This window comes from Microbacterium sp. ISL-103, from assembly GCF_018613995.1.
GTDB lineage: Bacteria > Actinomycetota > Actinomycetes > Actinomycetales > Microbacteriaceae > Microbacterium.
This window is the reverse complement of sequence record NZ_JAGGPD010000037.1, coordinates 1-11,864: the sequence shown is the minus strand read 5'-3', so window position 1 is coordinate 11,864 and position 11,864 is coordinate 1. Positions and strand designations below refer to the sequence as shown.

Genomic DNA, 11,864 nt, shown 5'->3' with positions numbered 1-11,864 from the left:
GCAGATGCGACAACTGTGCAGGTGTGTGGTTCCCGAGCGAGATCGGCGAGGCCGCGACCACGCAGGCTGCGGAGTCGCTCGACCGGGTGGGTGTTCCCGTCGAGCCGCGCCGGGCATGGCCGACCGGGGCCGACAAGCTCGACGTTCCGGTCAAGGGACGCATCCCCGCGGGGGAGCAGGCGGGCGAGGGCCGGGCCCTCGCCCGGTTGACCGACCTCGGCTGGGGCGGCACTCTGCGCGAGCTCTTCGCCGCCGGCGCGTCCGATGCCGCGGTGACTCCCCAGGTGCTGGCCGGCTGCGTGCGGGTGCTCGCGGGCTGGGGCTGGGCGGAGCGCCCGGTCGCCGTCATCGCCATGCCGTCGCGGTCGCATCCGCTGCTCGTCGACTCCCTCGCCCGGGGGATCTCCGAGATCGGCCGGCTTCCGTACCTCGGTGCGCTCGACCTCGTGAACGGCGGACCGACGGGGCAGTCCGGCGGCAACAGCGTGTTCCGTCTCGCCGGTCTGTGGGACAGGTTCAGCGCGCAGGGGCTCGATGTCCCCGAGGGGCCGGTGCTCCTCGTCGACGACCTCGCCGACAGTCGCTGGACGCTCACCGTAGCCTCGCGCACGCTCCGTCAGGCCGGTGCGACGGACGTGCTGCCGTTCGTCCTCGCGCTGCGCGGCTGAGGCTGACGTCTCTCATTTCGCGCCACCGCCTCGCAGGCGGCCGCGATATCCCGAAGCCGCTCGATCGTCTGTCGGCTCACAACGTGACGGCTTCGCGTTCGCAGAGGCGATATCGACCTCAGCGCAGGTCGTAGACGCGCTTGTATTTGCCCTCGCTGCGGGGCAGCGTGCCGGGTTCCTCGACCTTGACGTCGACGCTGGTGCCGATGTGCATCTTGATGCGATGGTGCAGCACCGCGGCCGCGGCATCGCACTCCTCGGCACTCAGCGACGGATGCCGCTCGATGCGCACGGTCATGGTGTCGAGCTGCCCGACATGGTGCAGTTCGAGCACGAAGTGCGGAGTCAGCGTCTCGATGCCCATCACGAGCTCCTCGATCTGCGTGGGGAAGAGGTTCACCCCCCGCAGGATGATCATGTCGTCGTTACGCCCGGTGATCTTCTCCATGCGCCGAAGCGCGGGGTAGGTGGTTCCGGGCAGGAGGCGCGTCAGATCGCGGGTGCGGTATCGGATGACCGGGAACGCCTCCTTGGTGAGCGACGTGAAGACGAGCTCGCCGAGCTCGCCGTCCGGCATGCGGACGCCGGAGTCGCCGTCGATGATCTCGGGAAGGAAGTGGTCCTCCCAGATGTGCGGACCGTCTTTGGTCAGCACGCTCTCGCTCGCGACACCGGGTCCCATGACCTCGCTGAGGCCGTAGATGTCGACGGCATCGATGTTCAGACGCCTCTCGATCTCGCGGCGCATCTCGTTCGTCCACGGTTCGGCGCCGAGCACCGCCACTCGCAGCGACGTCGTCGTCGGGTCGATACCCGCCGCCTCCATGGCATCCGCGATCGTGAGCAGATAGCTGGGGGTGCAGAGGATCGCGTCAGGCTCGAAGTCGGTGATCAGCTGCACCTGTCGTGCGGTCTGCCCTCCCGACACCGGAATCACCGTGGCCCCCAGCCGCTCGATGCCGGCGTGCGCCCCGAGCCCGCCGGTGAAGAGTCCGTAGCCGTAGGCGTTGTGCACCTTCATGCCCGCGCGGATTCCGGCCGCGTGCAGCGACCTCGCGATCAGATCGCTCCACCGGTCGAGATCGCCGTCGGTGTAGCCGACGACGGTCGGACGCCCCGTCGTGCCCGAGGACGCATGGATGCGGCGCACATCGGGCATGGGCACCGCGAACATGCCGAACGGGTAGCTCTCGCGCAGGTCTGCCTTGGTGGTGAAAGGCAGCCTCTGCACGTCGTCGAGAGTGCGGATGTCGTCGGGATGCACGCCGTGGTCGTCGAACTTGCGGCGGTAGACCGACACGTTCTCATAGGCGTGCCGCACCGTCCACTGCAACCGCTGCAGCTGCAGGCGGGCGAGCGCCTCGGGGGAATGCAGCTGAGGCTCTGTTCCGATCTCGGCTCGTTCTTCGTTCATCGTCGACTCCGTCGTCGCGGTCGGGCCCATGAGCATGCGTCCGGTCACCCGGCCAGCGACCGGTTCGTCGTCAGTGAGCGGCCGCGAACCTCGGCGACGACGTCGCCGGAGTCATCGGTCACGGTGACGTCGTAGATGCCGTTGCGACCGCTGACGACCCGGCGCACCGCTCGGGCCGTCAGCCGTTGGCCTGCGGTCGTCGACTTCAGGAAGGTGATGTCGGCGCCACCGGCGACGGTGACCCGCTCGTCTTCGTTGCAGGCGATGGCGAACGCCGTGTCGGCGAGCGTGAACACCAGACCGCCGTGCGTGATCGAGAAGCCGTTCAGCATGTCGTCGCGCACCGTCATCGATACGACGGCCTCGCCGGGCGCATCGAGATCGACGGTCATGCCGAGCATCGCCGAGGCGGCATCGCGCTGCATCATCGGCCTCATGCGGCGACGACCTCGGGCGTCGGCTGCTTGGTCACCAGCGTGAGCACGTCGTACGTCGCGACGAGCTCGTCGCTCTGGTTGCGGATCACGGCATCCCAGCGCACCTCGCCGTACTCGTCGGTCTCGCGCGGGGTGATCTGCTTGGCGGTCAGCTCCACCCGGATGGTGTCGCCGGGTGAGACCGGAGTGATGAACCGCAGGTTCTCGAGGCCGTAGTTCGCGAGCACGGGGCCGGGCTCCGGGTCGACGAAGAGACCGGCGGCCCACGAGACCAGCAGATAGCCGTGGGCGACTCGTCCGGGGAAGAACGGGTTCGCCGCGGCCGCAGCCTCGTTCATGTGCGCGTAGAACGTGTCGCCGGTGAAGTGCGCGAACGTCTCGATGTCGGCGAGCGTCACCTCGCGGGATGCCGAGACGATCTGGTCGCCGATGCGGAGCTCAGCGAGCGACTTCCGGAACGGATGCCGGCCGTCGCTGTGCGCGGCCGCGCCCGCGTGCCACACACCGGTCAGCGCGGTGAGCATCTCGGGCGAGCCCTGCACCGCGGTGCGCTGCATGTGATGGAGCACCGCGCGGATGCCGCCGAGCTCCTCTCCGCCGCCCGCCCGCCCGGGGCCGCCGTGCACGAGGTTCGGCAGCGGTGAGCCGTGGCCGGTCGACGAACGCGCATCGTCGCGGTCGAGCAGCAGCATCCGGCCGTTGAACGGCGCGATGCGCGTGGCCAGTTCCACCGCCTGCACAGGGTCGTGGGTCGCGATGCTGGTCACCAGAGAGCCCCCGCCGCGAGCGACGAGCGCCGCAGCGTCGGCGGTGGTGTCGTACGTGAGCAGCGACGAGACGGGGCCGAAGGCCTCGACCGAGTGCGCAGCGTCCGTCTGCGGATCGTCGAAGCGCAGCAGCATCGGCGCGACGAACGCACCGTCGGGCGAGACGCTCGTGCGCCCGTCGGCGAGCCGCACCTCCGGAGGATCCGTCGTCCCGACCACGATCCGTCCGCCCGCCGCCTGCAGCCGGCCGACCTGACGCAGCACCTCGTCGCGCTGCCCCGTCGAGGCGAGGGGGCCCATGGTGACGCCCTCGGCGCGGGGGTCGCCCAGTACCGTCTTCTCGGCGATGCGGGCCTGCACTGCGGAGATCACTGCGTCGGCAGAACCCACCGGCACGATGGCTCGTCGGATCGCCGTGCATTTCTGTCCGGCCTTGCTCGTCATCTCGGTGACGAGCTGACGCACATAGGCGTCGAATTCCGGGGTGCCCTCGGTCGCATCCGTGCCGAGCACCGAGGCGTTGATCGAGTCGGTCTCGGCGGTGAACCGCACTCCGCCGGTCTGCACCGAGGGGTGTGCCTTGAGGCTCTCGGCGGTCGAGGCGCTGCCGGTGAACCCGACGATGTCGCCGAGCCGCAGGTTCTCGAAGAGGTCGGGCACGCTTCCGCTCACGAGCTGCAGCGAGCCGTCGGGAAGCAGACCCGACTCGACGAGGATGCGCACCATCGCCTCGGCGACGTATCCGGTGGGTGTCGCCGGCTTCACGAGGGTCGGCATGCCGGCGAGGAACGCCGGCGCGAACTTCTCGAGCGACCCCCACACGGGGAAGTTGAAAGCGTTGATCTGCACGGCGACGCCGGGCAGCGTCGTGTAGACGTGGCGTCCGAGGAACGACCCGTCCTTCGAGAGGGGCTCGACCGGTCCGTCGACGTGCACGCGGCTGTTGGGCAGCTCACGGCGGCCCTTGCCGGAGTACGAGAAGAGCACGCCGATGCCGCCGTCGATGTCGACCCACGAGTCGGCCTTCGTGGCGCCCGTGCGGGAGGAGAGCGCGTACAGCTCGTCCTTGCGGTCGGTGAGGGCGAGGGCGAACTGCTTCAGCAGCACCGCGCGCTGATGGAAGGTGAGGGCGCCGAGGCTTCGCTGACCCACGGATCGAGCGTGCTCCAGCGCGCCGGCGAGATCGAGGCCGTCGGTGCAGACGCGCGTGACGACCTCGCCCGTGGACGCGTCGCGGACATCGGTGGACCGTTCGGGGGACGACGGGGTCCACCACTCGCCCTGGACGTAACTCGGCAGATACTCGGTTATCTCTCCTCGTTCCATGCGTAGAACCCTTCGCCGCTCTTGCGGCCCAGCTTTCCTTCGGCGACCATGCGCCGCAGCAGATCCGGCGGAGCGAACCGCTGGCCGAGCGTACGTTCCAACTCTTCGGCGATGCCCAGCCGCACATCGAGCCCGACAACGTCGGTGGTGCGCAGCGGGCCCATCGGATGCCGGTATCCCAGCGTCATGGCCGCGTCGATGTCGGCTGCCGATGCGACACCCTCGTCGGGCATCCTGATCGCCTCGAGGCCGGGCATCACGCCCAGCCGCGACGACGCGAAACCGGGGGAGTCGCGCACGACGATCGGCGTCTTGCCCAGGGCGCTGACCCAGCGGCCCGCACTCTCGGTGATGCGCCGGTCGGTCGCCGCACCGTGCACGATCTCGACGAGAGCCGACGCGGGAACCGGATTGAAGAAGTGCAGACCGAGGAATCGCTCCGGCCGCAGACGGGCCACCGCCAGGTCGTCGATGGAGATCGACGAGGTGTTGCTCGCCAGAGTCGCGTGGGCGGGCATGGCGGCCTCGGCGCGGGCGAGCGCCTGCTCTTTGAGGTCGCGATCCTCGGGCACGGCCTCTATCACGAGGTCGCTGTCGGCGAAGAAGGCGATGTCGGTGCCGGTCATCAGGCGAGCGCCGATCTCGGCCTCATCGAGTGACGCGTCGCGGTCGACCGATCGTCGGATGCTGTCGCGGATGCGGTCATGCGCGGCTTCGGCGCTCGCCGCATCGCGCTCGACGACGCTGACGCGCGAGCCTGCGAGCAGGAATGCGTGCGCGATGCCGGCTCCCATGCGTCCCCCGCCCAGGACACCGACGGTGCCGGGCGCTTCGTCATCGCTGCTCATCGGCTCTTCCTCTCGAGGAACGCGGTCATCCGGCGGTGCTTCTCGGGCGACTCGAACAGCTCGGCCTGCAGTTCGAACTCGATCGCCGGATGCTGAGTCCGAGGAGTTCCCAATGCGCGCTTCGTGTACTGCGTCGCCAGAGGGTCGTTCGCTGCGATCCGGTCGGCGATCGCATGGGCGGCCGGAAGCAGGTCATCGGTCGCATGCAGCGACGACACCAGCCCCCAGCTCAACGCCTCCTCGGCCTCGAGCGCTCGTCCGGTGAGAAGCAGCTCGCTCGCTCGTGCCTCGCCGATGATCTCCGGCAGCCGCCAGGTCGCACCGGCCGCCGCGATGATCCCGAGTCCGGTCTCGGGGTTGCCGATGCGCAGAGAAGGCGTCGCGATGCGGATGTCCGCCGCGTAGGCGAGCTCGGCGCCACCGCCGAGCGCATAGCCGTCGATAGCCGCGATCACCGGCATGGGGAGCTCATGGACGCGGATGAATGCGGTCGCGTTGATGCCCTTCCTGGCGTCGTCCGCGGTGCGGTCGCGCAGCTGGGCGATGTCGGCACCTGCCGCGAAGACGCCGGCGGACCCCGCAAGGATCAGCGTGCGCGGCGATGTCTCGAGCATCGCGCACAGCTCGTGCAGCGCGTCGATCGTCTCCTGGTCGATGGCATTGCGCTTCTCGGGCCGATCCAGGGTCGCGACGACCCGGTCGTTCTGCTCGTCGATGTGCAGTGTCATGTCAGACGCTCCACGATCATCGCCGTTCCCTGGCCGACGCCGACGCACATCGTGGCGAGCCCGTAGCGAGCCCCCTCGCGCTCGAGTCGGCCGAGCAGGGTCACGATCAGGCGCGACCCGCTCGAGCCGAGCGGGTGGCCCAGGGCGATGGCGCCGCCGTCGGCGTTGACGATCGACGGGTCGAGGCCGAGGCGCCGGATGCAGGCGAGGGACTGCGACGCGAATGCCTCGTTGAGCTCGACGGCGCCGAGATCACCGATCTGCAGGCCTGCCTTCGCGAGCGCCTTCTGCGTGGCGGGTACGGGGCCGAGGCCCATGATCTCGGGCGCGAGTGCGGCGGTCGCCGATGAGACGATCCGCGCGCGTGGGCGAAGTCCGTGTCGCTCGACGGCCTCGGCGCTCGCCACCACGATCGCGGAGGCCCCGTCATTGAGTGAGCTGGAGTTGCCGGCGGTGACGACCTCGCCGCCCGCGACGACAGCGCGCAGCTTCGCGAGGGCGTCGAGGGTGGTGTCGCGCCGCGGTCCTTCGTCGATGTCGACGATGCCGCGGCCCGTCTCGACCCCGACGATCTCGGGGGCGAAGCGTCCTGCTTCGATCGCCGCGATGGCTCGCCGGTGGCTCAGGAGGGCGAAGGCGTCGGCATCCTCCCGGGTGATCCCGTCGACACGGGCGACCTCTTCGGCCGTCTCGGGCATCGAGAACGTCGCCTTGTCGCGCTCGGTCAGTCGAGGATTGGTGAAGCGCCAGCCGATCGAGGTGTCGAACGAGGCCCCGGGCTTGGCCCACGCGCGCTCGGGTTTCGCCTGCACCCAGGGCGCCCGGGTCATCGACTCGACGCCGCCGGCGACGATGAGGTCGGCGTCTCCTGCGCGTATGGCGCTCGCCGCGAGCGCGATGGCCGACATGCCCGAGGCGCAGAGGCGATTCACGGTCAGGCCGGGGATGGAGTCGGGGAGGCCTGCGGGCAGCACGGACATCCGGGCCACGTTGCGGTTGTCTTCGCCCGCCTGGTTGGCGGCGCCGAGGATGACCTCGTCGATCTCGTCCACGGGCACCGTGGATCTGCGGGCGGTGGCGCCGACCACGAGGGCCGCGAGATCGTCGGGGCGGACGGACGCGAGTGCGCCCCCGTAGCGGCCGACGGCGGTGCGGACGCCATCGACGAGATAGGCCTCGGACATCGTCATCCTCTCGATCACCCACGCTGGCGATAATTTCCGACCGATCGGTCAGGAATACGATCTCAGATCGTCGCGCGGATGGCAACTCGTCGGGAATGACAGACTTGGCCCATGACACGGACCGGAATCGATGTGCCGCCGCCCAAGCGCGGCCGGCCAGGTTACGACCGCGGGCAGGTGCTCGCCGTCGCCGTGAAGGTGTTCAACGAGCACGGCTACGACGCGACCAGCGTCGCCGACCTGAGCGCCACGCTCGGTCTGACAAAGTCCGCGCTCTACCACCACTTCGAGTCCAAGTCGGCGATCCTCGAGCTCGCGCTCAGCGACGCCCTCGATGCTCTCGAGGCCGTCGTCGATCATGCGACGACCGAGCACGCGCTGGCCTCCGACCGTCTGCGGTCGATCATCCGAGGCGCCGTGCGGGTGCTGACCGAGAAGCTCCCGTCGGTCACTCTGCTGCTGCGGGTGCGGGGCAACGGCGATGTCGAGACGGCGGCACTCGTGCGCCGCCGTGCGTTCGATCAGCGGGTGACGGCGATCGTGACCGAAGCGCAGGCGGAGGGATTGATCCGCGATGACGTCGATGCCGCGGTCGCCACCAGGCTGATCTTCGGCATGATCAACTCAGTCGTCGAGTGGTACCGGCCAGGCGGACCCGTCGATCCCGAAGAGCTGGGCGAGGACATCCTGCGGGTGAGCCTGGACGGACTGCAGTCGCGCTGAGCCGTGTCAGTCGTCCGGTGGTGCGACTCGGGGCGGCCACGTCGCGGCACCCATCTCTCGGGAGATGTTCCTGGCCGTCTCGCGCAGGGCGCTGATCACCGCCTCTGAGGCGGGGGCCTGCGATGTCGGCATCACGACGGCCACCGCAGCGACGATGTCGCCTCGGGCATCGGCGACCGGAGCGGCGACGGATGATTCTCCGAGCACCGCCTCGTCGGTCTCGGCGGCGCCCCCTCGTTCGACGATCGAGGGGAAATCGAGGGTGAGTCTGGCGACGTCGGTGATCGTGTCGCCGGTGAGACTGCGCAGCGGCTGCTCGAAGACCGTGCGCTGGAAGCCGAGATCGTAGGCGAGCAGCACCTTGCCCAGCGCTGAGGCGTGAGCGGGGATCGCGACACCGGTCTCGAGCATCTGCTGGCTGTCGTCGGGGCGCAGATCGTGGTGGATGACGAGCACCTCGTGGAAGTGCGGTGCCCCCAGGCGCACCGGCAGGTTGGTGCGGCGAGCGAGTTCCTGCGTCCACCTCATCGCCCGCGCCCTGACGTCGAGGGTGTCGAGGTACACGTTGCTCAGACGCAGCAGTGTCGGGCCGAGCATGTAGCGCTGGCCGCCGCGCTCCTTGGCCACCAGCCCGTGCTCACGCAGGGACTTGACGATGCCGTGCACCGTCGACGGGGGGAGGTTCAGCGCGAGCGCCAGGTCGGTGATGCCGAGGTGTCGCGCGCCCTGCAGCAGCTCGAGCACTTTCGCTGCGCGATCGATCGCCTGGATCACGGCGGCTCCTCCCTCGGTTCGTCATCGAACCGGGCTCTGGCGTCGGTCGTCAGGTCGATCTTGACAACTCGACTGCGCCCGAGCATATTCGACATTGACGAATACCTTTCCAATATTGCGAAAGATCGCCACCGCAGAGATCAAGGGAGATCGAACGATGAAGAAGCTCATCAACAACCCCGCCGATGTGCTGGTCGAATCGCTGCGAGGCGTCGCCCGTGCGCATCCCGAGCTGTCGGTCGACCTCGAGAATCACGTGATCACTCGCTCGACGCCGAAGGCGCAGGGCAAGGTCGCGGTGGTCTCCGGTGGCGGCTCCGGCCATGAGCCTCTGCACGCTGGCTATGTGGGGGTCGGCATGCTCGACGCCGCCGTCGCGGGCGAGGTCTTCACCTCGCCGACGCCCGACCGCGTGCAGGTGGCCACCAAAGCCGTCGATCGGGGCGCCGGGGTGCTGCACATCGTGAAGAACTACACGGGCGACGTGCTGAACTTCGAGATGGCCGCCGAGCTCGCCTCGATGGAGGGCATCGAGGTCGGCACCGTGATCGTCGACGACGACGTCGCCGTGCAGGATTCTCTCTACACCGCAGGGCGCCGAGGTGTCGGCCTCACCGTGCTGCTCGAGAAGCTGGTCGGAGCGGCAGCCGAGGAGGGGCAGGACCTCGCTTCGGTCGTGGCCCTCGCGAAGCGCATCAACAGCCAGGGACGCTCGATGGGCATGGCGCTCACGAGCTGCACGGTGCCCGTGGCGGGCAAGCCGACATTCGATCTGCCGGACGACCAGATGGAGATCGGCGTCGGCATCCACGGCGAGCCCGGTCGGCACCGCGAGCCGCTGGCCCCCGCCTCCGACATCGCCCGTCAGCTCGTGGAGCCGATCCTCGCCGACCTCGATGTCTCAGGACCCGCGATCGTGATGCTCAACGGCATGGGCGGATCGCCGCTGATCGAGCTGTACCTGATGTACGGCGAGGTGGCGAGCCTGCTCGAGGAGGCAGGAGTGCAGATCGCCCGAAATCTCGTCGGCGATTACATCACCTCGCTCGACATGGCGGGTTGCTCTCTCACCGTGCTCAAGGCCGACGACGAGCTGCTGCGTCTGTGGGACGCCCCGGTGAACACGCCGGGTCTGCGGTGGGGAGCATGATGGCGAGCGTCGACACCGCCGCTCTCGTCGACTGGATCCATCGCTTCCGTGACGTGATCGCCGACAAGCGCGAGTGGCTGACCGAGCTCGACTCGGCGATCGGCGATGCCGACCACGGAGCGAACATGGCGCGAGGGATGGATGCGGTCGTCGCGAAGCTCGACACCGGCGTACCCGACACCGTGGACGAGCTGCTCAAGACCGTGGGCATGACTCTCGTGAGCTCGGTCGGCGGCGCGAGCGGTCCGCTCTACGGCACGCTGTTCCTGCGCATGGGGATGGCCGCGGGGCCGGTGACCGAGCTCGACGCTGCGGCCCTCGCCGCCTCGCTGCGAGCAGGCCTCGACGGCATCGTCGCTCGAGGCAAGGCCGAAGCGGGAGACAAGACGATGTTCGACGCGATGGCGCCCGCTGTCGACGCACTCGACGCGGCGATCGCCGAGGGAGCCGATCTCGGTGCGGCGACGGCTGCGGCGGCCACGGCTGCTGCGGCGGGCCGCGATGCGACCGAACCGCTCGTCGCACGCAAGGGCCGCGCGAGCTACCTCGGTGAGCGCAGCGCGGGCCACCTCGACCCCGGTGCCGCATCGACGACGCTGCTGTTCGAGACCCTCGCCCAGGCCGCGACGGAATCGTCCTGATGATCGGCATCGTCGCCGTCTCCCACAGCGCTCGACTCGGGGAGGCGGCGCTCGAACTCGCCCTCCAGATGGTGCACGGCAGAGCGCGGGTGCTGGTGGCTGCGGGCGCGGGGACGGATGCCGACGGCTCACCGATCCTCGGCACGGATGCGGTCGCGGTCGCATCCGCGATCGATGAACTGGCCGTCGACTGCGACGGGGTCCTGGTGCTCATGGACCTCGGATCCGCGGTGCTGAGCGCAGAGCTCGCGCTGGAGCTGCGCGCCAGCGACGTTCCCGTGCGCCTCGCACCCGCGCCGTTCGTGGAGGGGCTCCTCGCCGCTGTCGTCTCGGCGGCGGCCGGTGGCACGCTCGACTCGGTCGCGCACGAGGCGGGTTCCGCGCTCACCGCCAAGACGGGGCAGCTCGCCGAGCCGGACGACGGCGTGCCCGCACCGTCCGGCTCGGCGGCGGACGTGCCCCGAGATCCGGCGGGGCCGTCGGATGCGGTCACGCGTGTCGTCGGCGTGCGCAATCCGCTCGGCATCCATGCCCGCCCCGCAGCTCTGATCGCCGAGGCCTCAGCGGGGGCCGCGGTGCGACTGCGACGGCTGCCCGACGGACCCGATGCCGCAGCGGCGAGCCTGTCGAAGCTGCTGATACTCGGCGCGAGGCAGGGTGATGCGATCGAGCTGTCTGCTACCGGTCCGGATGCCGACGTCGTCCTCGACCGCCTCGCGGCTCTCTTCGCCGACGGATTCGGGGAGGGCACCGAGGGAGCCGCAGGCTTTGAAGACACCGAGCTCGCAGCCGCCGCGATCACGCACACGGATGCGGGGCCGGAAAAGACGAGTCCAGCGGCACCGGTCCCTGTCGTCGCCGGCACAGTCCTGCGGGGCCGCGGCGTGAGCGCGGGGCGTGTGGCTGCGCCCGTCGTCACCCTCGCCCCGCCCCTGCCGGAGCCTGATCCCCGGGTGGCCGTCGCACCCGATGCCCGCGACGCCGAGGTCTCGGCGATCGAGTGGGCAGCGGTCGCCGTGGCCGATCCGCTGCGTTCGCGCACCGCCGGCGCGACGGCAGAGGCCCGGGCGATCCTCGATGCGTCTCGCCTGCTCGCATCCGACCCCGAGCTCGTCGCCGAAGCGTCGGCGCTCGTGCGCTCGAAGGGGCGCAGCGCCGCCCGCGCCGTGTGGGAGACGGCCGTGGCGCATGAGAGAGCAGTCGC

General features: G+C 69.7%; 11 protein-coding genes and 1 pseudogene. 5 read left to right on the top strand and 7 right to left on the bottom strand.

Translation table 11 applies throughout. The features are described 5' to 3' along the window. Positions 1-668, top strand: a pseudogene (locus J7E68_RS01720) (recombinase RecQ); the annotation flags it as partial. 118 nt (positions 669-786) lie between these two features. Here J7E68_RS01720 and paaK read toward each other — a convergent pair. Genes paaK through J7E68_RS01690 form a run of 6 tightly spaced genes read right to left on the bottom strand, consistent with a single transcriptional unit; the run spans position 787 to position 7,372 of the window. Continuing rightward, complete coding sequence (gene paaK, locus J7E68_RS01715; RefSeq protein WP_251048521.1) at positions 787-2,082, bottom strand: phenylacetate--CoA ligase PaaK; 1,296 nt, start codon at positions 2,080-2,082, stop codon at positions 787-789. 44 nt (positions 2,083-2,126) lie between these two features. Further along, positions 2,127-2,510: a hydroxyphenylacetyl-CoA thioesterase PaaI gene (paaI, locus tag J7E68_RS01710; protein ID WP_251048520.1), complete on the bottom strand. Its 384-nt coding sequence runs from the start codon at positions 2,508-2,510 to the stop codon at positions 2,127-2,129. Positions 2,511-2,515: 5 nt separating this feature from the next. Further along, the gene (gene paaZ, locus J7E68_RS01705) at positions 2,516-4,612 is read right to left on the bottom strand and encodes a phenylacetic acid degradation bifunctional protein PaaZ (RefSeq protein WP_215169278.1); all 2,097 of its coding nucleotides are present in this window, start codon (positions 4,610-4,612) and stop codon (positions 2,516-2,518) included. Then, positions 4,594-5,460, bottom strand: coding sequence for a 3-hydroxyacyl-CoA dehydrogenase family protein (locus J7E68_RS01700; RefSeq protein ID WP_215169276.1), 867 nt, complete (start codon positions 5,458-5,460; stop codon positions 4,594-4,596). Before J7E68_RS01700 ends, paaZ begins: the two co-directional genes overlap by 19 nt. Next, a complete protein-coding gene (locus J7E68_RS01695; protein ID WP_215169274.1) occupies positions 5,457-6,188 on the bottom strand; it encodes an enoyl-CoA hydratase/isomerase family protein in 732 nt (243 codons plus the stop codon). Before J7E68_RS01695 ends, J7E68_RS01700 begins: the two co-directional genes overlap by 4 nt. Beyond that, positions 6,185-7,372, bottom strand: a complete 1,188-nt coding sequence (locus J7E68_RS01690; protein WP_215169272.1) for an acetyl-CoA C-acyltransferase — start codon at positions 7,370-7,372, stop codon at positions 6,185-6,187. Before J7E68_RS01690 ends, J7E68_RS01695 begins: the two co-directional genes overlap by 4 nt. A gap of 111 nt (positions 7,373-7,483) precedes the next feature. On the opposite strand from J7E68_RS01690, the gene J7E68_RS01685 reads away from it, so the two are divergent. Next, positions 7,484-8,095, top strand: coding sequence for a TetR/AcrR family transcriptional regulator (locus J7E68_RS01685; protein ID WP_215169270.1), 612 nt, complete (start codon positions 7,484-7,486; stop codon positions 8,093-8,095). A 6-nt stretch (positions 8,096-8,101) separates the two neighbouring features. Here the strand turns inward: J7E68_RS01685 and J7E68_RS20230 are convergent, their stop codons facing one another. Then, a complete protein-coding gene (locus J7E68_RS20230) occupies positions 8,102-8,869 on the bottom strand; it encodes an IclR family transcriptional regulator (protein WP_215169268.1) in 768 nt (255 codons plus the stop codon). Between the two features lie 157 nt (positions 8,870-9,026). Here J7E68_RS20230 and dhaK point away from each other — a divergent pair, with 157 nt between their 5' ends. The 3 genes from dhaK to J7E68_RS01665 all read left to right on the top strand — a co-directional run. Next, positions 9,027-10,019, top strand: coding sequence for a dihydroxyacetone kinase subunit DhaK (gene dhaK, locus J7E68_RS01675; RefSeq protein ID WP_215169266.1), 993 nt, complete (start codon positions 9,027-9,029; stop codon positions 10,017-10,019). Further along, positions 10,019-10,660 (top strand): dihydroxyacetone kinase subunit DhaL, encoded by a 642-nt coding sequence (gene dhaL / locus J7E68_RS01670; protein WP_215169282.1) that lies wholly within the window; start codon positions 10,019-10,021, stop codon positions 10,658-10,660. Before dhaK ends, dhaL begins: the two co-directional genes overlap by 1 nt. Then, the coding region (locus J7E68_RS01665; protein WP_215169264.1) for an HPr family phosphocarrier protein at positions 10,660-11,864 on the top strand (1,205 nt) is incomplete at its 3' end. The genes dhaL and J7E68_RS01665, both read left to right, overlap by 1 nt.

Bases quoted from the DNA above. Each gene is read 5' to 3' on its own strand.
- paaK (WP_251048521.1), bottom strand. From the start codon at position 2,082: ATGAACGAAGAACGAGCCGAGATCGGAACAGAGCCTCAGCTGCATTCC.
- paaI (WP_251048520.1), bottom strand. From the start codon at position 2,510: ATGATGCAGCGCGATGCCGCCTCGGCGATGCTCGGCATGACCGTCGAT.
- paaZ (WP_215169278.1), bottom strand. From the start codon at position 4,612: ATGGAACGAGGAGAGATAACCGAGTATCTGCCGAGTTACGTCCAGGGC.
- J7E68_RS01700 (WP_215169276.1), bottom strand. From the start codon at position 5,460: ATGAGCAGCGATGACGAAGCGCCCGGCACCGTCGGTGTCCTGGGCGGG.
- J7E68_RS01695 (WP_215169274.1), bottom strand. From the start codon at position 6,188: ATGACACTGCACATCGACGAGCAGAACGACCGGGTCGTCGCGACCCTG.
- J7E68_RS01690 (WP_215169272.1), bottom strand. From the start codon at position 7,372: ATGTCCGAGGCCTATCTCGTCGATGGCGTCCGCACCGCCGTCGGCCGC.
- J7E68_RS01685 (WP_215169270.1), top strand. From the start codon at position 7,484: ATGACACGGACCGGAATCGATGTGCCGCCGCCCAAGCGCGGCCGGCCA.
- dhaK (WP_215169266.1), top strand. From the start codon at position 9,027: ATGAAGAAGCTCATCAACAACCCCGCCGATGTGCTGGTCGAATCGCTG.
- dhaL (WP_215169282.1), top strand. From the start codon at position 10,019: ATGGCGAGCGTCGACACCGCCGCTCTCGTCGACTGGATCCATCGCTTC.